This window comes from Runella salmonicolor, from assembly GCF_024158025.1.
Taxonomy (GTDB): Bacteria; Bacteroidota; Bacteroidia; order Cytophagales; family Spirosomataceae; genus Runella; species Runella salmonicolor.
Genome location: NZ_JAMZEL010000009.1, coordinates 218347 through 241532 on the forward strand (window position 1 = coordinate 218347; position 23186 = coordinate 241532).

The 23186-nt window shown below is 38.0% G+C and carries 18 protein-coding genes; 8 read left to right on the plus strand and 10 right to left on the minus strand.

Annotation, left to right across the window (positions count from 1 at the left end):
• Nucleotides 1–34: 34 nt before the first annotated feature.
• From NCI00_RS20380 to NCI00_RS20410, 7 genes are read right to left on the minus strand one after another with little or no spacing between them, the layout of a single operon-like run.
• Complete coding sequence (locus NCI00_RS20380; RefSeq protein ID WP_253530656.1) at nt 35–265, minus strand: hypothetical protein; 231 nt, start codon at nt 263–265, stop codon at nt 35–37.
• A 6-nt stretch (nt 266–271) separates the two neighbouring features.
• Complete coding sequence (locus NCI00_RS20385; RefSeq protein ID WP_253530657.1) at nt 272–1225, minus strand: hypothetical protein; 954 nt, start codon at nt 1223–1225, stop codon at nt 272–274.
• Nucleotide 1226: 1 nt separating this feature from the next.
• Nucleotides 1227–3092, minus strand: a complete 1866-nt coding sequence (locus NCI00_RS20390; protein ID WP_253530658.1) for a hypothetical protein — start codon at nt 3090–3092, stop codon at nt 1227–1229.
• A gap of 10 nt (nt 3093–3102) precedes the next feature.
• Nucleotides 3103–5445: a hypothetical protein gene (locus NCI00_RS20395; protein WP_253530659.1), complete on the minus strand. Its 2343-nt coding sequence runs from the start codon at nt 5443–5445 to the stop codon at nt 3103–3105.
• Nucleotides 5442–5684 carry a hypothetical protein gene (locus NCI00_RS20400; RefSeq protein ID WP_253530660.1) on the minus strand — a complete coding sequence of 81 codons (243 nt, stop codon included), beginning with the start codon at nt 5682–5684 and terminating at the stop codon, nt 5442–5444. Before NCI00_RS20400 ends, NCI00_RS20395 begins: the two co-directional genes overlap by 4 nt.
• On the minus strand, nt 5681–7498 hold the full coding sequence (locus NCI00_RS20405) for a hypothetical protein (RefSeq protein WP_253530664.1): 1818 nt from the start codon (nt 7496–7498) through the stop codon (nt 5681–5683). Before NCI00_RS20405 ends, NCI00_RS20400 begins: the two co-directional genes overlap by 4 nt.
• Nucleotides 7495–7770 (minus strand): hypothetical protein, encoded by a 276-nt coding sequence (locus NCI00_RS20410; protein WP_253530668.1) that lies wholly within the window; start codon nt 7768–7770, stop codon nt 7495–7497. Before NCI00_RS20410 ends, NCI00_RS20405 begins: the two co-directional genes overlap by 4 nt.
• Nucleotides 7771–7966: 196 nt before the next feature.
• Between NCI00_RS20410 and NCI00_RS20415 the strand changes: the two genes are divergently transcribed.
• The 5 genes from NCI00_RS20415 to NCI00_RS20435 all read left to right on the plus strand — a co-directional run bounded on the left by NCI00_RS20415 (nt 7967) and on the right by NCI00_RS20435 (nt 13436).
• Nucleotides 7967–8323 carry a hypothetical protein gene (locus NCI00_RS20415; protein ID WP_253530670.1) on the plus strand — a complete coding sequence of 119 codons (357 nt, stop codon included), beginning with the start codon at nt 7967–7969 and terminating at the stop codon, nt 8321–8323.
• 244 nt (nt 8324–8567) lie between these two features.
• Nucleotides 8568–9638, plus strand: coding sequence for a DNA cytosine methyltransferase (locus tag NCI00_RS20420; protein WP_253530672.1), 1071 nt, complete (start codon nt 8568–8570; stop codon nt 9636–9638).
• A 3-nt stretch (nt 9639–9641) separates the two neighbouring features.
• Complete coding sequence (locus NCI00_RS20425; RefSeq protein ID WP_253530674.1) at nt 9642–10703, plus strand: HD domain-containing protein; 1062 nt, start codon at nt 9642–9644, stop codon at nt 10701–10703.
• Nucleotides 10687–12462 carry an ORC-CDC6 family AAA ATPase gene (locus NCI00_RS20430; RefSeq protein WP_253530676.1) on the plus strand — a complete coding sequence of 592 codons (1776 nt, stop codon included), beginning with the start codon at nt 10687–10689 and terminating at the stop codon, nt 12460–12462. The genes NCI00_RS20425 and NCI00_RS20430 overlap by 17 nt, the downstream gene beginning before the upstream one ends.
• Nucleotides 12463–12473: 11 nt before the next feature.
• Nucleotides 12474–13436 (plus strand): hypothetical protein, encoded by a 963-nt coding sequence (locus tag NCI00_RS20435; protein WP_253530677.1) that lies wholly within the window; start codon nt 12474–12476, stop codon nt 13434–13436.
• A 191-nt stretch (nt 13437–13627) separates the two neighbouring features.
• On the opposite strand, the gene NCI00_RS20440 is transcribed toward NCI00_RS20435, so the two are convergent.
• Together NCI00_RS20440 and NCI00_RS20445 are read right to left on the minus strand one after the other, a co-directional pair.
• On the minus strand, nt 13628–14272 hold the full coding sequence (locus NCI00_RS20440) for a hypothetical protein (protein WP_253530678.1): 645 nt from the start codon (nt 14270–14272) through the stop codon (nt 13628–13630).
• The gene (locus NCI00_RS20445; RefSeq protein WP_253530679.1) at nt 14265–15203 is read right to left on the minus strand and encodes a hypothetical protein; all 939 of its coding nucleotides are present in this window, start codon (nt 15201–15203) and stop codon (nt 14265–14267) included. Before NCI00_RS20445 ends, NCI00_RS20440 begins: the two co-directional genes overlap by 8 nt.
• A 545-nt stretch (nt 15204–15748) precedes the next feature.
• Between NCI00_RS20445 and NCI00_RS20450 the strand changes: the two genes are divergently transcribed.
• The 3 genes from NCI00_RS20450 (at nt 15749) to NCI00_RS20460 (ending at nt 18207) form a co-directional block, all read left to right on the plus strand.
• Entirely contained in the window at nt 15749–16153 is a 405-nt protein-coding gene (locus NCI00_RS20450) for a hypothetical protein (RefSeq protein WP_253530682.1), read from the plus strand.
• Nucleotides 16154–16155: 2 nt separating this feature from the next.
• Nucleotides 16156–16923: an antA/AntB antirepressor family protein gene (locus NCI00_RS20455; protein WP_253530685.1), complete on the plus strand. Its 768-nt coding sequence runs from the start codon at nt 16156–16158 to the stop codon at nt 16921–16923.
• Between the two features lie 180 nt (nt 16924–17103).
• Nucleotides 17104–18207, plus strand: a complete 1104-nt coding sequence (locus NCI00_RS20460) for an RNA-guided endonuclease InsQ/TnpB family protein (protein ID WP_256498289.1) — start codon at nt 17104–17106, stop codon at nt 18205–18207.
• A gap of 57 nt (nt 18208–18264) precedes the next feature.
• Here the strand turns inward: NCI00_RS20460 and NCI00_RS20465 are convergent, their stop codons facing one another.
• Entirely contained in the window at nt 18265–23142 is a 4878-nt protein-coding gene (locus NCI00_RS20465) for a tape measure protein (protein WP_253530691.1), read from the minus strand.
• Nucleotides 23143–23186 lie beyond the last annotated feature (44 nt).

The window sequence follows — 23186 nt, forward strand, 5'->3', positions numbered from 1 at the left end:
CTCTGCCGTTTAAAATGTAATATTAATAAATTTATTAATCTAATTCCCAAGTATATGTCTCAGGCAAAGCCTTTGTGAGCTTCACATGAGCCACACCGTTAATAACCACGCCACTCGTTTTTTCACCATTGAATGTTCCCGAAACGGTTTTCATGCCTTTCGGACATTCAAACACAAAGGTGTCATTGTTGGCAATGTGTAAAAAAATGGGCTTTTTGACCGCTTTTCCCTCCTCAGCAGGTGCTTCAATTGTTTTTGGTTCCATGTTATATTAAGATAAAACTGCTTGAAATGTCTTAAAATCACCCGGTGTAGCTTTTCTGCGAACCGTCACAGTGTAAGTGCCCGGGCCTTGGGGAACACCGTACCCACGTTGCCATCTATTGGCGCCCTTGAAACTCATGTCCACATAAGGGCCCACCGTGACTCCGTCAATTTTCATCTCCAACGCAAACGCGCTATCCGCAAAAACTTCAATGCCCAACAAAGCACCTGCCCAACTGAAAGTGTAACTCTCGTTGCTTATCTCGCTAGTTGGCGCGGGAGGCGTCGGAACCGTTACAGTGTAGGTTTTTTCACAAAAACGAAGTGCATTGTTGGTGTCCGTTACCCGAATCGTTTTAACACCACCCGCGAAATATGTTTTTGAATGAATGTTACTGGCCGCATCGGTATCAAATTTGATGTTGTACCCCAATGAACAATTCTTGACGTTATCAACCGTCAAAACAGAACTTCCTGTAGCATTGATTTTTTCGGTCAAATCAAAGCCGATTTCGGTCAATTTCTCAATACCGCTGTTTGGGAAAACGGGCGTATGGTTGATGGATGCAGGGTCATACAATGCAGGCAATTCAATACCCGTTTCTTCGGTATATTCAGCCGCCGTCATGGTATCTTCGCCCACCTGAACCGTGTCAGGCAACTTCCATCCTGTTGGCAAATCCGCAGCGGGTCCCACTTGACTCGCACCGCCCACTTTCTCGCCAAAAGTAATCACACAAGCAAAAATAGCCTCATTTTCAACCAATGGCCGATTCAATGTCACCGTTGCTTCATTGGCCGTTAACGTGGCGTTACCAAGTTCGTTAAAACCACCATACTCCCCAAAAATGGCCTCATAAACACGAACCACCGTACCATTTGCCTGAACAGCCTGAACCTGCACCTGAGTACTACCCGCAAATGCCCCTCCGATAATGTATGCAAGTTGCTCGAATGCCATGTTAAAAAGTGCTTAATGCTGCTCTTTTCCAGCCAGCAGATGTTTTGATATAGATGTAGTTATCATCCCAAACTATGTTGCCTGTATTACCATCTGTTGCCGCAGTTGCCGAAGGGGTAGCGGATTTTCTGGCACGTATTTGATTAAAGCCGTCAGTTCCGTCTACGTCGATTCTTGATGTAGGTGTGTCTACGTTAACACCAACGTTTCCATTAGAATTGACACTCATCAGTCTATTCCAACCTACACCAGTAGTAAAACCCCAAAATGTAGCTGCGCTGCCGTCTTCGTTAAGTTGCCAATTGTAAGCTCTATTGTTAGCTGTGTTGGCAAAATAGAGATGATTATTGATAGAATTAGAACCATCCCGAAACACCTGAACGCCGAGACCATCTCTAATACCTACTGTTCCTGCAACTTCAAGTTTGAAACTAGGACTAGGAACGTTAATACCCACATTCCCTGCATTCGTAAGTACCATCTGAGTCGTGAAATTCGAGCCATCCGCCAAGAGTGCCGCGCCCGTGTGTTTGCCCCACCTGTAAGAATAAGGGCCATAGTCGACTCTGCTGTAAACGGGTCCAATGATATTGCTACCTGCCACGCCTTCTGTCCCATAGCCCATTACATACTCGTTGCCCTGAAATGCAACCCCACGCGCCGCAACAGCACCACTACCCAATACTGGTAGGTTGAGATAAGAAGAAAGGGTTGCTGTGCCATCAAGCAGGGTAGTGCCCACGACATTTAGTTTTGCGGTAGGCGAAGTAGTACCAATTCCCACATCACCGCCATCGGTTGCAAGAAAAGTATTGGCCTTTGTTCGAGTCCAACCTTCCACATCTAGTTTATACCCTATATAAGCCGTACTTCCAATCACTACACCAGTATTAACCAAAGTCGCCAGATAAGTGCTCGAATCCGAACGCATCGTCCCCGCTACATCTAGCATATAAGTAGGCGACGTGCGACGAATGCCGACGCGCCCCGAACTGGTAGCAAAATACGCATTTGTAGTGCCCCTTAAATCTCCAGTTACATCCAATTTATAAACGGGCGAAGTATTACCAATCCCGACTCGGTTAGCGGCAATTGTGGCCAAGTATACCGATGAGTCAGCCCGAAAAGAGCGCGCCACATCAAGGCCGTACACGGGCGTAGTTCGCCCAATGCCTACCAACCCATTCACTTTTATCACCATCCGTGTGGTAGGATAGTTGGCGGCTGGGTCGGTGGCGAAGGTAAAATCTTTTGCCCATGAGTATGATGGTACAAATGTGCCAAGCGTATCCGTGGTCACTATATACCCAGCTTGAAAAAGTGTTCTATTGCCTAAAGCACGAACTTCTAACCCGCCATTATAACTTAAACGTGCAAATTCTTCTCCAGAATCTTGGAGCCTAAAAACGTGAATATAGTTTTCATAGTGGTTGGTAAAATTGCTGCCTCCTAACTTTAATCCAACTTTACCATTTCTGCGATAAAGCCGAGTTTCGGTAGCGGTTGTATCTGCAATTATTGTATTACCAACTCTGAATTGGCTAGCTGATAAAGTGCCCAGTATTTGAAGTGGATACACAGGATTTATCCCTAATCCGACATTGTTTGAAGCAACTCTAAAAGGCGAATTGGCTATTTTACCTGTGGTCTTAAAAAAAGGTATGTAATTAACCGTTGCTAATGAATCACTCACAACACCATTTGAACCATTGGTAATCAATGTGACTATTTGCCCCAAAACAGGCCGTAACATCGCGGCTGTGATTTGTTTGTTGGCATTTGTTGGGATATTGCTGGCAATGGAGGCGCGTACTATGGACTCATTTATGATTTGCCCATATCCAAAAAATGGCAGAAAAACTGCCATGATTAAAAAATTACGAATTAAAGTCATTGTTAAAGTCATCATTGAAATCAGTCGATTCAAAATATTCATCCACATAGCTAATCACCTCCGCTGTTTGACCTTCCAACTCCTGAATATAATTTACGGACAAAGCGGCCACTTTCTCACATTGAATTTCTAGCGTTTGACCGCTTTCCACTCTCATCAATTTCGCAAACCTGACAAGTGACCGCTTTGGCACCACACCGCTCCACAATTCATAACCACCTGGTGCAATCCGTAATTTTCTTTCGTCTCCGTCATTGTAGACAATTAGACAGTATTCCGCAGCGGGCAAAACGTTTTTACCTTCCTGCAATTCAGGCTCGAAAGTATTGTTTTTCAAAATAATAGTTAAGCCATGAGAAAACCCATGTAACAACACTGTACCGTAAGCGGTTGGCTTTGAGTCTATTCCGAAGTATGTTGTTTTGTTAGAGCGTTCACGCTGCACAACCAAGTTAGATTTGGCTTGCTTCTTTCTTGACAATTCAGACACGATGGTTTCTGCATATTCGCCTTCTGAAAAATAGGATTCATCATTAATCCAAACGTAGGTATGTTTCAACCACGCGGCCAATGTTTCGTGAAAATTGGCATCTTCCGCGTGGGTGATAAGCTGGGTAGTCTCTTCAATAGTGGTGTTGGCGCGTCGGTACCCACCATCAAGAAGTTTCGTTCGGTTTTCTGATGAACGTTGTAAAGGTGTGCGCAGGTAAACGGGCAAACGCATGATTTGAGTGGTTCTTTCAAAATATTCATAATCCATCGCCTCAAATTCATCTGCCACTTCAACGATGTTAGTTTCATCGGAGTCCAATACCACATCAATCAAATTACTGTAGCCCAAAACCACATCTCGTTTCCAATCTGCCAATTGAATGCAGTAAGTTTTGTCGGCATCCAAATCAAAATCAATCTCCAAAAACAATTGATTTGACCTTAATACTCTGGGTTGTTGCACAATCACGATGTCGGCAATGTCTTCATCAGTGTACTTATTGCCCTTCACAGCATACCCGTTAAGCTCTCCACCCTCTTTGATTTCTACATAATCCACCGCCGAGGTAAGGCCCAAAGCAATGCCGACCGTATTGGCGGTATCAGCACTGGTAGCAATGTATACTTCATCACCCAATACGTATTTATTGCCTTTAGTTACATCACTGCCAATCACGATGCGGTATTTGTCTTTGTTCTCGGCCGCAATGGTTTGTAAGTCGGTCAATGATAAAGATGGCTCATTTAAATTCTCTATTTTCTCATTGCCCACAATGGCCGCCCAGGTTGGTACGGTTCCCGCCGTCACCTCATAATACCCCGAAACCGCCACCAATGCCGCCTTGATGGTGGAAGCCGTGTCCGTGGCCAGTGCGGTTTTTGAAACCAAAGGTTTGCCGCTGGCTTGAATTTGATACGTGTTTCCTGTCCGAACACTACTGCCCACCGTCACAATGTACCGGTCTTTGCTAGAAACGGTATCAAAGTATGTGAGTTCTAAAGTGGGACGGTTAGTATTGGTGACGTATCGAAAACCCTTCGTGGTTTTGATCGAGATGATTTCTGATTCATCAATGATGAACCTTTCATTGTCACCAATCAACGCTTTTTTCACCGATTCAGCCGTGTCGCCCTCGCCAACTTCGTATCGTGCATCATTCAACTCGAAAATATTGCCTTCCTCCACGTTTTCAATGACAACATTCCAGCTATTTCGGGCGGGATAATTCACCGTACCCGCAAAAACCACAAACAAAGAAGGGTTATTGGTGTTTTGAGTAGCCACATCACCGATGCCGAGCGAGAATTCTTCATCCACAAATCTGAAATTATCATTCATAAATGCCCGAATCGTCAGTAGCGTCCCACGACGGTATACAAACACTTTCGTGTATTGATACCCTTCATAAAACTCTTTGATTTTGACCGCGTATTCCTCAGCGGTCGCGGCGGTTACATTCACGGTATCCAACACAACCGCCCCATTTGCCCGGGTCAGCGCAAATTGTTTGTAATTTTCGGCCGTGGATATACCGTTGATTTTGATGGTAAACTCTACATACAATTCACAAAACTGATTTCTGACCACCGCCCGCTTGGTAGTATCCGTGAATGTCCCATCCCAAACCCCACAATCCATGTCACATGAAAGAATTCTCGCTTCCACAAATCGGGGCTCGACGCCTCTCAAAATAGATTTGTGTATCAACAAACGCCAAAAATCCCCCTTTTGAGCCTCCCATGTTTTTATTTTGCTCAGGGGATGGTATAAGTTTTTGATTTTTGCCTCAGCATCATCCGTGACCCACTGTAAAAAATTGACGAATCTTTTCATGCAAACATTATTTTGACAAGGTCCTTAAATTTAATGTCGGTTTCCAGTGCGGTACCGTTGATTAATTCAATGCTACACCCACCATTGGAGAGCGGATAAAAACCGATAATGGCTGATTTGCGCAGGTAAGAAGCGCGGAACTCGTTTTCGCGGTCTTCATCAACCTTAATGCCCATTTCTTTTAATTTGATAGCCTCTTCGCTATTGCAAAGAATCGGCACCATGATAAAATCATTCATATTTTTAGCTCTAAACCCTCAATGATTGTATTGAAATCTGACCCACTGCCCGCCGCCCCAGGCCTGTATGAAGCGTTGTTGATAAACACCTTAACTTTCCTGTTACGGGCGTAAAAAGTGATGGTGTCACTGAGTATGACCCATTGCCTTGAAGTTAAATTACCCTGTAATTTGACTGCTCGTCCAGTGAACTGCTTTGAAGTGTATTGTATGCTTTGGGCTAAATTATTGGGGCGTCCGCTGGTTTTTGTTAAAATAACATTGGAAGCTGACCACCTACCTCCCCAATTTTTCAACTGTTGATGGGTATCAATGGGAAAAGCATAGGTGGATTTGACAAAAATTTGCTCATCATTTTCCTCGTCTTTGTCCGAGCGGTCGCCACCCACCTCAAATTGTTTTCTTCTTACCGCTTCCATCAACTTTTCACTGGCACACAATGTTGTGCATTCCAAATCTAAAATGTTGTCTATTTTGGTCAGCCCCGTTGAATAATCTTCATTGCCGTAAATTTCCTCATTGCCCGTTGGGGTATAAGATTGCCATTTTTTAAAGCCCACTCGAACCCTAGAAACCAACAAAGATGATGGCCCAAACTCATAATAATTGACATCTTGCATCAACACGCCATCATCCAGATTGTCAATGTAAGCATCACGGGAAACGATTATGATTTCATTTTCTGAAACCCGGTTAATCATCAAATTAAACAACTTGTTCAAATCATCCCATATAGCCCCAAAGCTTACTTTTAAATCCTGTTTGACCCCTCTCAGATTATAGCCATTGGTTATCCACATGCTTTCAAGTGGCACAAAATCATTTTTAATCACCAAGTTGGGCGCAATTTTGGCGGCAATGGCACGAAGTGCGTCAATGGCGTAAAACCCCTTTACGGTGGATGAAGGAACGGTGTTGTCTGGGTTAATGCATAAATAAGAATCATCTTGGTAATTGAATTCATAGTCAAAACTCGAACCCGAATAGTTGATTTTGATGAACACCTGCCCGTTTTGCGGTACCGTTATTTCTTTTTCAATGGCGTAAGTCACGGAGGTTAGCGTTGAACCCAACACCACATCTACAATAGGGTAGGAGGTTGTGCCCACTCCTGAAATGACATACAACATGATTTGGCCCGATAAAGCCGACGAACTGCGATGTTCAATGCTCAAACGAGCTGTGACATATACCCTTTTTTCATCACCAGTACTGTTGACCCACACAGGTTGTTCCTTCAAAATATCATTGACGCTTTGGGGCGTTCCCGTGGCATCCGCTTTACTCGATGCCGCTTTCCAAGCTGGAAAATGCGTTGGGTTTTGGGAGGTTATTGTTTTCCTTGCCACCCTTGCCAAATCAGGATTGATGGTGTGCGTTACCGCCTGAGCCAAATTAATTGGCTTCAATTCAAATTCAGTAGTAGGAGTGATGCTTACAACCGTATCAGCCTGCAAATCCAATGTTTCAACATCCCCACTGTCCCGAAGCGTTACACTCCAACCATCGGGTTTGTCCCGAAAATTGGACATGTTGATTTCAGAATCAATCAATTTAGAGCCATCATTGTCCTCCAATTGAAACTTCACGCTGGCATCAACACTGTATTTTTCATAAGCTGAACTCAAAATGGCAATCGCTACTGGTTCAATAATCTGTATTTCCCCAATGCCTCTGGCTTTGCCGACATTTTTTACCCGCCCAATGTTTACCCGCAATTGCCCGCCAAATCGGTTTGAGCGTGGTTTTTCCAAATATAAACCCGCCATTCCCTGCGGTTCATCAATTGGAACGTTGTCCAAATATTTCCTCATGCGTCAATAGATTTGCCTGTTTGTTCTTCAAATTCCTGCTCTAGCGTGTCACGTACACCAATGATTCTTTCAATTTGCAATGCGCGCGCGTGTTCGGGCTGATGCAGGTACAACGTGACGGTGTTCAGCGCTTGAAATATTCTTTTGGCCTGTGCTTTTGAAATTACGACACATTCACGTTCGACTTGTTTTGCCTGTTGAATCTGTTTTGTGCGCACATACACAGATTTTAACATTTGTTCGGGAGTGGGGATTTTAGCTTTTCTAGCCATAGAAGCTTTAATCTATAATGATATATTAATAAATTGCTTAATATTCTCAAAAATACACATTTCCTAATAGGAATTAAACTTAGAACAATACAAGTAGGTTTTAGGATGCTAAAAGTTTATAATACATTAGAAAAACAGAGGAAATGGCTTAGATTTAAGATGCTGTTTAATAATCCCAAAACCAAATTTTGAAGCAATGAAATCTATCTTAACACTTGGATTCTTTTTCTCATTAATTATTGCTGCTAATGCCCAAACCGTCAATGGTGTACCCTTGAGAGATTCAAAATTGGAGTATATCCAGTTTGTAGAGTACCAAAAGCCAATGAAGGACTCCAAAAGGGTAATTTTCTATGATTTTGGTAAAAATAGGATAGATGCTCTCGACAAAGATGAAAACGGCAATTCAATTGAAGATATTAAGGCTATTGATGCGCTGAATTTATTGGCAAAACATGGCTACGAATTTGTTCAAACCTATACGGTCTTTAGAAATGGTGAAACTGCACAGTGTTATTTGATGAAGAAAAAACATAGTAAGGAGGAAAAGTAAATGATTAACATATGTGCGGTGCAAAAACGTACTGCACAATAAACCTCAATAATACATCTCCCTAGCTGTGTCGCATACCTTCAATGACCGCTTGAAAACTATTTGATGGGAGTGCGTAGAAAAATCAATAAAAAACCTTTTAATCTTACTTTTAGGATTGCAAAGTGTTCATATTAATTTTTTTTATTAATTTGGAAGAAGTATATATCTACATTAGGAACTAAGATAATAATCCCATAAGAAATTGAAAAAGTACAATAAATTTATAGGTGTAGATATTTTTAGTGGTGCTGGGGGAATGAGTATGGGGGCTAGTATGGCGGGAATAAACGTCAAAATTGCTATAGAAAATAATAAACATGCAGCTGAAACCTTTGCTCTAAATCACCCTAATTCTAAAGTCATTGTTGAAGATATCTCTAAAATATCTTCAAATGAAATAATTAATGATGTGCCATTTATACTTTTTGGTGGACCTCCGTGCCAAGGTTTTTCAAATTCAAATACCAGAACTAAAAATGTTGAAAATCCAAATAATTTATTATTTGAACAATATCTGCGATTTGTTAAAGAGTTAAATCCCGAATGGGTAGTTTTTGAGAATGTTGAAGGTTTTAAATATTTTGAAAAAGGGTTTTTAGTAGACGAATTAGAGAGAAGATTAGACTACCTTGGTTACAGTACCAAATCAAGCATATTATGGGCTTCTGATTATGGTGTTCCACAGAATAGAAATCGCTTTTTTTTAGTTGCTAACAGAAAAAATATAGAGTTTGAATTTCCTCAAATTCATTTTAAGAAAATAAGTGTTTATGAAGCAATTTATGATCTACCAACGCTTGTAAATGGAGATAGTTTTGATGAGTTGCCATATAAAACCAAGATATTAAATTCTTATACAAGAATAATGAGAAAAAACAGCGAAAAATCCTTTCAAAATTATGTCTCAAAAAACAAGGAATATGTAATAGAAAGATATAAACACATTGGACAAGGGCAGAATTGGAGCGCCATACCATCTCAACTTATGGGGAATTATAAAACAATTCAAAATACGCATAGTGGGATTTATAAAAGATTAGTAGCTGATAAACCATCAGTTGTAATCGCAAATTATAGAAAAAATATGTTAATTCATCCATTCGAGAACAGAGGCCTATCAGTAAGAGAGGCGGCAAGATTGCAAAGTTTTCCAGATAACTTCTTATTTAAAGGTTCACTAATGCATATCCAACAGCAAATCGGAAATGCAGTGCCGCCATTACTTGCTAAAGCAATTTTTGAACAAATAATCAAGCTCTCAAATAAAAATTAAAAAATGAATATTCAAACAGAATTTTTAAAGTTTAAAACAGAGAAGCATGAATTTCCACATGGAAAGGATTATACTAAAATATATGAAGATTTTAAAGAAGATTTTGATAAAAATGTACACCCTGAAGTTAAAACTAAAATTTTAGAGATAGAAAAAGAAGGCTATTACAATGACCATGGTGTTGACCATATTGCTATGGTCATTGAAAGAGTGTCTAGAATTATGGAATGTATGGACCCTAAATTTACATTTGACATTAAAACAAAAAACTATATAACTCCATATGAGCTTTTTATTTTATTAATGGCTATTCAACTTCATGACACAGGACATTTAATAGCAAGTAGAGCTGAACATGCAAAAGCAGCAAAAGAGTTATTAGCAAAATTTGATAGAAATAATAAACTTAGCACTGCTGAGAAAACATTGATAGGAAATATTGCACAAGCTCATGGTGGCAAAAATGACCCAATTGATAAACTTTATCAGACAATGCATTTAAGCCATCAAACTATAAGGCCCCAGTTGCTTGCTGCATTTCTAAGATTGGGTGATGAACTTGCAGAAGATGAAACTAGAGCTTCAAAGTTTTTATTAGAAATAGATAAGATTTTACCAACAAGCATTATATATCATTTATACTCTGCTAGTTTAAACAGTTTACAACTAAACGGAAGGGAAATTTCTTTGATTTTTTATATTACAGATACTTACTTAGAAAACGAATATAAAGTAAAAAAGGGCAATAATATAATAGACCAATATTTAATAAATGAAATATATGACAGAACTCAAAAGACCCTTTTGGAATCGCTTTATTGTTCAAGATATTTGCCAGATGAATGTAGATTTACAAAAGTGAAAGTAAAAATAAACTTGGTAAAAGAAAAAGATCATGATGAAATAGCTCCACCTATTGCATATGAGTTGAAAGAGAATGGCTATCCTTTGTTAGGAAGTAGCGATATTTACAGTATTTGTGATACATTATGGATTAGTAGTGTTAAAATAGATGGGGAATATATATCTAAAATAATAAAAAAAAAGAATGAAAAATCCATTTGAAGTGAGCACGCCTGAAGGTATATCTGCAGAGGACGTTCATGAGTTATTTGTTGATGTATTTACTGACTTTTATCAGGTTCCAAAATTTGGGCACACATTTCTAAATGGTCCACGAGGCTCTGGCAAAAGTATGATGTTCAGATTTATGATGCCTGACTGCCAAAAAATTAAAAATAAATGCAAACTTTCTGATTTAGATTATTTTTCTTTATATGCACCAATAAAATTAACAGAGCTTAATAATCACGAAATTGGTGCTTTAAATACGAACTCAGCAGTTTTTATAAATGAACATTTACTTACAAATTTTATTACAATAAAATGTTTTAAAAGTTTACAAGAATTCGAGAGCGAAATAGATCAATATTTTGACTTATTTAATGAATTTTATAAATCAATATTCTTATGGTACATAGATATTTCAGGCTTCGATATATCGCAGTACAATACAAATTTTAAAAATTCTAAAGACTGTCTTAACTGTATAATTAGAATATTAGAGAAAATATACAGAGATTGTCTTATATATTGTAAACGGTCATTGTTTGTAGATATTTCTTATTATGGTCCGCTATTTAGTTATCTGGATTTTTTATACCCTATTTTATTAGAATTAAAAAAACTTCCATTCTTACCACAAAATAAACCGCTCTTTATCTTAATTGATGATGCAGGCTATTTAAATGAAATGCAAACGCAAATATTAAATACTTGGGTTTCATATAGAACTTCGCATGAAGTAAGCTTAAAGATTTCAACTCAATTAGACTACAAAAGTTTTAAAACTACAACTAATAAGACAATTGATTCACCCCATGACTATTCGCAAGTAAACATTGCCACGATTTATACAACCTCACAAAATAATTATTATAAAAGAATTAATGATATTGTAAAAAAACGCTTAAAAACCTATCTTAAAAAAGAAATAGACCCATTTGCTTTCTTTCCAAATGATGAAAAACAATTAAATGAAATTAACGAAATAAAAAATAAATTAAGAGTTGAGAACTATAGTGCTTCTAAAAAATATGCGGCTGGTGATGCAGCTAGAAGATATGCATCATCTGAATATATGAAAATTCTTAAATCGAAACGATCTGGCTCTACACTAAGTTATGCTGGTTTCGATAATTTAGTAGATATATCATCAGGAATAATTAGACACTTTCTTGAGCCAGCTTCAATTATGTTTTCAGAAGTAATTGCCAGATATAGTGTATTAGATATTGAATTTATACCAGACAGTATCCAAGATGATGTAATACAAAATTATTCACGAAAATTTTTAGAAGACGAATTTGCTAAAATTCATGAGCTACATGGGAAAAAAAGTGGAGGTGAGGTGTTAAGTAAAGCTGATAAGCTTTATAATTTAATAACAAGCCTTGGAGAAATTTTTCACAAGATATTTATTTCAAATAAAGCAGAAAGAGTAGTTTTTTCTGTAGCTCTAAATGATTCACCCGATATTGAATTAAAAGAAATTCTTGATTTAGCTGAGCACTATGGTTATATACATAAAAGTACTATTGGCAATAAAAATGGTACTGGGCGGGTAAGATTGTACATATTAAGCAGAACCCTAGCACCATATTTTAAATTAGATCCAACTGGTTTTAAAGGTTATCAGTTTATGAATAGTAGTGTTTTAAAACTAAGCCTAACTAATCCTAAAAAATTTATCAAAGAAATTACACAAGATATCTCTGGAGATAGAGATATTATTCAGTTGAATTTTTTCGAAAATGAGAATTAAATCAGCATGATATGAAAGTTAATAATATAAATAATTACGTCGGTGAGGTTGACTTGTTTATCTTCTCTTCTGGATTTGAAAGAAGATCTACTAAATTAGGTGAAAGTTTAAATGATTTGCAATTAAAGCAATCTTACGTATTTCATTTAGATGAGACATACAAAATTTCATATGAAAATATAATTATTGTAAAAAAAAATATTCCTAAAACAGAAATAGTAGTTTACCCGAAAAATAACCCATTAGAAACTTTTTCAATTTATAATGGAATCATCAGTAAATTTATAGAAAATAATTTCAAAAATGATAAACTAAAAGTTGTAATTGATATTACAACTTTTACAAGAGAGGTTATGCTAATCTTGATTAAAGTATTATCAAATAAAAGTGTTTCAAGGAAATTAAATGTTCTGTTAGTGTATACTCCTGCCAAAAGTTATTCAGAATCAAAGGAAAGTTTATGGCTTACTAAGGGAGTTAGAGATATTAGGTCTGTAGTCGGATATTCTGGTTTGCACTCCCCTTCAAAAAAACTATTATTAATTGTATTAACAGGATTTGAAGAAGAAAGAACAGAAAGAATTATTGAATCATTTGAGCCATTTAAGTTAATTTTAGGGAAGCCTTCACAAAAGCATTCCATTAACAGTGAGTTAAATATAATTTCAAATCAAAAATTCGATTTGATTAAGGACAAATTCAAAAGAATTCTTTTGGAAGAATTTGAATTTTCTTGCCAAAATATAGGTAATACAAAAGATATTATTAGTCAGATACACAATAAGTATCGAAATGAATATAATATTGTAATTTCACCATTGAATAATAAAGTTTCTACTATCGCAGTTGGAATAGCAGGCCTTGAAAATCAAGATATTCAAATATGCTATGCTTCTGCTAATCAATATAATATTGATACACCACATGAAGCATGTAATTATTTTCTCTGTTTTAACCTTAGTAGGTTATTGTAAATATTCATTTGCCATTCAGGCTTAAAAAATATACTGATATCATATGCTTTACAAACATTTCGATATCGTTAGACAATTATTGAAATATTATCAGACAATATAAGTTATTACTTTCATCATTTCCATAAAGGTAAATGATGGTTCTGCCTTTTTGAAACCTATCACAATCTAGTCTGTCTAAATATATTAATCTACTTAAGTTCACACAAAATAAGAGTTAAAAGTTCTTTGTCAACAGGCTTGTTTGTGTAAATATACTCGCAATTGCCGTTAATCGCTCCCACAACAAGTGGGTTTGGATTCATTGGTTTCTCGGTGAAGACAATTGTACAAGTTGTCCTTTTGTCTAATGGTTTTCCAGAGTGAATTGTATTGCGTTGTATTTGATACAGTCTCCCTTCACAATGTGTCTCTGTATATTCCATTGATAAATTTATACCCATACTGGTTTTTTTTAGAATTCTATCACCCGCATCTGTATACGACCCTTCAAAAATTGAGAAATTATCTTCCAAATCTGGGTTTACTTTATATATATTGTTATTTATACAACCCTTATAAATAAAGCTATTTACTATATAATAATGGTTATGAATATCCATAAAAGGTTCTATGTAATAATAATTTTCATTCCAGATGTGCATTCTAATTGTTTCTTTGTTCTCAAACTGAAACAAATTTGCGTATATAAATCCTAATGGATGATAAAAAGTCTTTCCATCTAAATATTTATTTAGATTAAATTCCTGAAATAAAGTTGAAATTTTTTCAGCTATCAAGTTTTGGTCTTTTTTTAAAAATGCACTTCTGAGTTCTTCAAAAAACAAATTATTCATATGGGTTAATTTTATTTTTGATTATTTCTAAAACTTTTAATATTGTCTCATTTTCTAAATCTATATTAATATCTAACTTTTCAAGCATTGTTTTTACATCTTGAATACTTATGCTTTCAATGTTATATGGGAAATTTAATGCAGTATTTATTGGCTTATATTCCTTGAAAGTTTGGAGTAATTCTTCTCTATATGTTCTATATAAAAAAGAACCACTACGGCATATCAATGCAGGCTCTTTTAAGTCTTCCTTAGTAATAATAGCAACTTTAGTACTTAAATCTATTCTGAGTGTAGAGAAATTATTTTTTAAACATATTGATAAATCCAGTAATGGGTATTTGTTTTTGTATAACAGAGCTGAAATAATAGTTGCTATTGATTCATTTCTTACAAATTCTACCGTCCATTCTTGTGAAAGTTTTGATGCAGAATTTAATCCTTTTCTATAGTTTGCATAATTTGCGCATACAATCTCATTTGCTGGGTCAATAATTTGTATTTTGATACTTTTATGTTGGTTTGTTTTTTGAGAAATTTTTGCAAGTTCTGGAATTGTCACTACTCTTGTATGGCGTCCGAGCCCGCCACTAAAGTACCAGATATCTGTATCATTGCGCTCTCCTTCAAATAATTCCTTTAATTTAAATGATTCTATTATTTCAAACTTTTTTTCATCATCTGGAAGCTCAATATAGAATAGAAAAAGCCCAATACATACAGTAACAGATAATGATACAAAAATACTATCAAGCAATTTTGTTATGATAGCCAGCCATGTAGGATCTTTTGGTATAACTCCACCTGGCAAAAGCTCCGGTTCGAAATTTGGAAGTACCCAAAAACGTATTACGAGTATTAGAATTAATATCAGAGAAATTGTTATTAAAAAACTCTTTCTTAGATTTTTATTTTGAAGTATGGTTTTCATTTTTATTAGCGGTGGTCTTTGAATTTACTTATACTAAATCTCCTATTTATATGCTTATTAAAGATCTTTTTTTAGCAATTCTACGTATTTGTAAAAAAAAAGTTATCAAGCGGTCAACTGTCATCTTCCTATTGTTCAGCTTACTACCTATTTTAGAGGCTTTTCTACCTTTTTACCTCTGTGTACGCATAAGGTTGAAAAAATATTTCAAATTTTGTTTGCAAATTAGTTAACTGTATTATACATTTACACTATGAAACTAAATATATGAATTTAGATACTTTAAAAACGGTAAAGTCTATAGCTCACGAGTACAACTATAGCCAAGTCTATCTATATAGACTTATTAAGAAGGGTACTATAAAGGTTATTACAATAGACGGTGTCATGTTTATTGATACAAGCCAATTGCCTGCCGATTTTAAGAAAAAATAATTTTTTTATCTTTTTAGTTAAATGTATTATACTAGTTAACTTTATTTCCAATAAAAACCCCTTGCTTGTCCGACCAAAGATTCACAAGGGGCCTAAACGCAAAGTTTATCATGCAAACCAAACAAAATTCAAGCGAAAAACCAAGCGCTCTCAGTGCGCTTATTGAACAAAATCAATCGGAAGGGGATTCGCCATTTCAATTCAACCCTATCACATTGATGTCAATGTTGGACAAAAAACAACATTTTGACATTGCCGCCCAAGCCTTTTTGCAAAGCCAATTATTATTCAATGCGGGCAGGCTAAAGGACTATGAGAATTTTCTGATTCCTGTATTCAAAGCCGCTTTTGCTTCCGATGCCTTTTTATCCTTACATGCTGATACACAAGCCATGCACTCCAATATGGCTATGCAGTTATTGACTCTCTTATCTGAAATGAAAGATTTGGATAAAAAAATCAATAACAAGATTGTAAAGGCTGCTCAGAAACAATACAGAAAATCACAGTCCTAATCATGCAACATCTTATCAACATCACCACCGACGGGCAAGGCTCGGAGGTGGTGAGTGCAAGAGATTTGCATTCATTTCTTGAAGTAACCGAGCGTTTCAATTCATGGTGTTCCCGAATGTTTGAATATGGTTTTATTGAAAATCAGGACTTTACAAGTGTTAAAAACTTTGCACTTGTCAATAACGGAGCCAAACGGGAGATTGACGACTACCACCTTACCATTGACACCGCCAAAGAGATTGCCATGTTGCAACGAAGCGAAAAAGGCAAAGAAATTCGGCAGTACTTCATTCAATATGAAAAGAGAAGCAAGGAATTGATCGGACAGTTGACCAAACCACAAAGCGACGTTGAAATATTATCCAATGCGGTACTAATTGCCAATCGGCTATTGGTGGAAAAAGAACAGCAAATACAAAAATTGGCTCCCAAAGCCGAATACGTGGACAAAGTATTGACTTCCTCCACTGGTATCAATGTTACCACCATCGCTAAAGAATTGGGCATGACCGCCAAAATGCTTAATCAAAAATTAAAAGAAGCTGGGGTGCAGTACGAAAACAACGGGCATTACGTATTGTATGCCAAATACCAGCATCGCAATTTGGCAGAACTCAAAACTCATCATTATGAAAAAGACGGCAAGAGTTTTACAAAACATTATCTGGTATGGACGGAAGTGGGCAGGGTATTCATACACAATTTATTCAATGATGACCTATCATGGTCTAAGCCCAATAGACCAAAAGTTGTAACCAATAGGGTGTGACACCAATAACGTGTTGTTGTTTTTTCAATATCAATATCTCAATACAATAAGAACCGCCTGGGCGGCCTCTCGTTACAAATTAACAATACAATAAATACCGCATGTGCGGCTATCCGTTACAAAATACAAGGGGCTTCCTGTAATACGGAAGCCCCAAATTACAAATACATCTAAAAAGCAATGTTGGTCTTTAGAACCTATAAATACAAGTTGAAACTAACCAAAATACAGGCTAGTACCATTGACCAATGGATAAGCACCTGTCGGTTTGTTTACAATCTGGCAAAGGAGACCAAAATTACAGCTTATCAAAAAGGGGTAAACCTAACTAGATTTGATTTAATTAATCAACTTCCCGCTTTAAAAGAATTTGAGTGGATTAAAGCAGTTCCCTCCGAAAGTCTCATAAGGGCAGTAACCCAGTTAGATAACTCTTTTCGATGTTTTTATAGGGGTGGCGGATTTCCAAAATGGGCTAAAAAGGATGAATATAAATCAATCATATTTGTTTTTAATACTAAAAAAACATCTGACGACGGTTTTTATTTACCAAAAATAGGCAAGGTTAAAGTGTTTAAAGACCGTATGCCAAATGGTACGCTAAAAACGGCTGTAATAAAAAAAGAAGACAATGGATATTTTATAAGTGTTGATTTTGAAAGTCAAACAGAAGATATTCACCCTGTAAGCGAGAGCCAAGCAATAGGGTTGGATATGGGATTGACTTATTTTTTAACGGATTCCAATGGTTGTTATGTTGAAAACCCAAGGCACACAAAGAAATATGAAGCGAAGTTAAGAATAAAGCGTCGCGCCCTCTCAAGAAAGAAAAAGGGAGGCAATGGTTATGCCAAGGCTAAAATTGAACTTAATCGACTTCATAGAAAGATAACCAATACTCGCAAGGATTTTTTGCATAAAACAAGCATTAAATACGTCCAAAAAAACTCACTAGTTGTTGTTGAGGATTTGAAGGTAAAAAATATGATAAAGTTTGGCAATTTGTCAAAGCATATTTATGACGCAGGCTGGAGTAGGTTTTTGTATATGCTTGAATATAAATGCAAGAACTACGGGAAAACATTTGTACGAGTTAAGCCTCATTTTACAAGTCAAATGTGTAACGCCTGTGGTCACATTGCCAAAGAGAATCGTGTCACACAATCTATTTTTAAATGTGTCAATTGTGGACACGGCCAAAATGCGGATTACAATGCCGCACAAAATATTCTGGGCGAGGGTATCGCCTTAGTCCGCCAACGTGAAGGGTTACCTTGTGCGTAGGGCTACAAAGCCTCTAAAAAAGGCATATCAGGGTAGTAGGTCATATGTTTTACTAAATTATTTATTGAAAATATTTTCATAATATGTTACATGTTGTTCATTGCGGCCAATCTCACCCACGGTGATATGATTGGCGTCGACGTTGATTTGATAACCAGGCTTTGAATTGATGACATCAATCAATTCATCCATTTTCTTCTCCAACACCCTTACATCCATCACATTTCCTACCCGGTTACCCGTATCGAAATTCAACAAACCAAACTCTTCAATCCTAACACTGCCGAATTTTTGTTTCAATTCATCCAATTTTAAATAACTCTTCACCAATTCTTCATTGCTGACCTGTGGCCCCAATTTCTCATTGAGCGACGTCGGCAATACCCTTTCCCCTTTGGTCAGCCATGCAGGAACGGTATCAATACCCTCTGGATAACCAATGCCATCTACCCATTCAGAACCTTTGAAGAATTTTTCACCCGTTTTTTCAGCCAAACCGTAAGCGTTTCTCAATTTGAAAGCATTGCCGCTTTTATCATAAGCCACAAACTCCCTATCCTCGTCGGTGTAAGTGAGCGTGATTACATTGCCGCTGCGGTCAAACGCTTCCGTAACCGCCTGCATGGTGTCAGAGTTGAAAGGCGTTTTGTTGTTTTTGTTTTGGGCGATAAAGCCGCTTTTGATTCTATCCGCAAAAGCATCGCCCAATTCGACTGGTGTTGCTCCAACCCCCTCCAATTCACGTATTGCACCTTCAATATCGCCGATAGCGGCATTGATTCGGCCGCTATTGAAAATGTTCCGCTTCCCTTTGAGAATGGCAATTTCCGCTCTAAGTTGAGCAATGGCCATGGCTTTTTGACTCTCAAGCATGGCACGATTGGATTCAATGACGAAGTTTCGGTACTTCTGATTTTCAAAAGTCATGGCATCATTGGATTGTCTATCCTTATTGGCGATGTCGTCTTTCAACCTTTTAATGTCATTGGCCGCTGCGGTCTGAATCTCTACGATTTTGGCATTCAAAGCTTCCTCCCGCGTTTTTTGTTCGGTTGCCATGTCTGCCAGCTTCTTATCGCGCTGCTCTGCCAAATCCTTAAACTTGATTTGAAAATCATCCTGCAGTTTTTCAATTGCGGTTTTTTCCTCAGTTTTCAACCGAACAGACTCTTCTTTTTCCTCATTTCTAAGCTGCTTGGTTGCCAAGGTAACACCTTTGGTTTTGTCCAATTTGGCATCTTCTACCTCCGTATGAACGGCCGCAATCTGACGGCTATATTCCTCTGTGATGGCTCTTTTTTCGTTTTCGTCAGTTAATGTGGCTAAGATGCGGTCACGGGTAGCGGTCAACCGTGCAACCTCTGCCGTTCTGTACCGCTCAAGTGCTTCGTTTCTGGTTCGGTCAAGAACGGCAATAGCTTCGATTTCATCACTTGTGGACTGGGCAAGTAAACTTTGTTTTAGATCATACGTTGCTCTTAACGCCGTTTCTTCCTGACTTTGTTTGTCCTTAAGTGCTGACAATTCAGCATCATAAGCCGCTTTAACTGCATCAACCTCCTGACGATAATTTTCTTTGAGTACGTCTAGTTCTTCTTTAAGAATGCCAACCTTTGTATCTCGGGCCTGTTCTGCCAATTCAATTTCCGCCTCAATTTTTACTTTATACTTATCAAAGGCTTCTTTAATGGCATCAATTCTTTCGTCTCTGATCTGGCGAGCCGCATCAACCTCTTGCTGTATACGTTGTTGGCGTAGCTGTTCTTCGTATGCCTCACGCTCAAATGCTACGGCTTGAAGTTGTGTGTTGTGGTCTTTCCAAGCGGAAAGCACTTTGAAAAGCGTTTGCGGCCCCAATGGGCCTTTGCTTAAATCCCACGCACTTGATATTTTCTGTGTAGTGTCGGTGTTTATCTCCAACATACGAGCATTGAAAGTTATTTGGGCATCCATTACATCGCGGGCCTCCACAAGTCGCTTCTGGTTTTCATAAAACGACTCCATTATTGCTGTTTTTTGTTCGTGGGTCCCAGTAAATGCTTCTAATTCAGCCTTTAAACTTGATTCGTTAATTTGAATCATATCATTGTAATACTGCTTTGTAATATCACGGGTTTTAATCATGATGTCTATAATGGCACTGTTGACTTCCGCAATACCACCCACAATTGCTCCCTTGATTGTGTCAATGATTTCGGCCGCCATCATTAAAAAGTTAACCTTTGCTTTACCTGCGGCTATATTAGCTTCAATCTCCTTTTGTTTAGCGTCAGCAAATTTGACCTGAGCATCAGCATATTGTTTCGAGGTTTCGCCAAAGAATACTTTAGCGCTATTCATTGCAACCTCCGCATCTTGCCTTTGCTGGGCAAAATACTGCTGGGATTTGCCGCTTAATAAGTCAAAATCAATAAAAGCTTGTTTTGTGGCCTTTCCCAATCCCTCTAACACCCCCCCTTGGGCTGACAGGTAATCAAGCGCCATTTTAATACCCTCTTGACGTCCCTCTTTTTCTATCTTGGTGGTTTCTTCAATTATTTTTTGCTCCTCTTTTTTTGCTTTTTGAATATACTCCAGTAACTCTTTTTCGTCCTTTTGTTTGGCTTTAACAGTTTCATTGCTCATAGAAACAATCTTACCATTGTGCTGCAATTCTACAGCTTCTATTTTCGCTCGATTATCAAAAATAATTTTTGCTTTGTCACTTTCGGCTTTTTCAACAATCCCAATAATGGCTTTTTCGGCCTGTTCTTTGGTAAGTTTTGAATGATTAATTCGTTCAATATTAAGTTCGACTTGAGCGTCGATTAATTTTAACTGTTCCTCAATAGAGTCTTGCTGTATTTTCTTGGTTAATACTGCTATCTCTTTAGCGGTAAAAATGGCCTTGTTCTTTTTTTCATCCTGGCCCTTTCCCAGTTTTTTAACCGTATCGTCATTGTTATTTACCTCTTCTCCGTTTAGTCGTTTTAATTCTTCAACAAGTTTTTGACGCGACATTTTGTAGTCTTCGTCGTTAACTTTCTTTTGTTTGTGGGCAGAATCTAAACTTTTTATTTGACGGTTTATGTCGTCAGTTTCCGCATTTGTACTTTGGCTACTGGCTTTACTTTTTTCAACTATTGCTGTTGTCATTTGGGTTTGCAAGGCTGTTGTCTCCTTCTGCAAATCCATGTATTTGGCGGTCTCCTTACTGTATGCCATCGTCGCCCAACTTGCACTTACAGCGGCAGTAGTTGAGTTTTGAAGCGATGCGGCACGGGCGTTCTCAGCTTTGTAAGTCTTTTCGATTTCTGCAATAAACTTATCGTTGTCTGGGAAGGCGTCCGATAGGTCTTTATATGCGCCACGTAGTTTTATAATAACCTCCAGTTGTTGCTTTCTTGCGTCGACCTCTTTTTGGTAAATCGCCTCGGCTGTCGCCGCCGCTGCCGAATATTTAATTTTGGCATCAAGAAGTTTTATTTGTTCTGTAAGGGCTTTATTTAACTGGCGATTACTAACGGTTTCAGCGTCCATGAAGGATAACATACTGGGATATTTGTTCATTAACTCCTGAACGGCCTTTGCTCTCTCCTTTGTACCAATTGAATATCCCTGAACGGCACTTACCGCCGCAGTTAATTCCACCTTTTCTTTAATGATTTTTTCAGTAGCTGCATCAACTTCAATATTAACCTCCTGATTGGCCGCCTTAAATGCATAATAAGCTGTAGTTGCTACACCTATTGCGCCAGCCAATAGGCCAATGGGTGTCACACCTAATGCGGTCCATGTGGTTCTGGCAGCTGCTGCGCTTGCAATCTGGGCGCGTGTAAACCCTTCTACGGTTCCTTTAGCGGCTACCATTGCAAGGTTGTAAGTTCCTATTGCCAATGAATAACCTTTTATAACCAACTCTTTGGCCACCATTGCCGCTGCCCCTGCCTTTGTGGCGGCCATAAAAGTGACAATAGCCGCCGTTGCCGCCTTTAAATAAGTAACTGTTCTGGTAAAGGCCGATTCTGAACCTGCAATGATTTTTATAAAACCTCCTGATGCTTCAATGGCCGCCATAAATGCGGGCGTCATAGCATTGCCGATAGTTCTACCTAATCCAGCTGCACTGTCCTGCAAAGTTGAGTATTGACCAGCAAGGGTTTTGGCTTGTGCTTCTGTTTGACCCGCTACCCCGTTTAAATTGCCAAAGGCAACGATAGCACCCAGTACACCCTTTTCGGTTCGCTCCACCTCCAAAGTAACACCCTTGAAGGTTAGTTGAACTTTTTCTCCAACCGTTTTTGCCTTAATACCAAGTTCGTTCCATCGCTCGGTGTTGTTCACGTCGAGTATAGCCTCTCCGAGTTGTTCAAATGGCTTTTGCAAGGCATTGGCTACGTCACCAAGTTTTACCATTTCCTGTTGACTGAGAATCAAACCACGGTTGGCGAACTTTGTAAACGTTTCTGCTAATTCATCAAGGGTAAAGTTTGTTTTATCAGCAAACTGTTGCAACATTTCAAGCGCTTCTGCTGCTTTCTTCTCATTGCCAAGGCCCACAGCCAATGCTGCCTGATATTTTTGGTAGGTGGCCGTCAGTTCAAATATCTTTTCGATATAGCTCTTTAATTCGCTTACTCCGAAGGCGGCAAGGAGCTGGTTTCTGACACCTTTTATACTGTCAGCTAATGCCCCAAACTCTTTTGTTTGCCTTCCTACAAGGTCGCTTTGGCCGTTGGCTGACTTTTGAGCTTCCTTGTAATTTTCTTGAATGGTCGACGTTAAGTCTCTTATTGCTAAACTCTGAGTTCGATAAGCGTCCTGCATTTTCTTGGACATCTTATCACCTTGGCTCCCAAGGTTTGCTTGTGCCTGAATTAGATTCTCTAAATCAGAAAGAACTTTAGGTAAATCCGACTCTGCACTTACCTTAAACCTCACTTGCTCCTCTATCATCTTGAAGGGAATTGAATAATATTAATAAATTTATTAATGTTTTT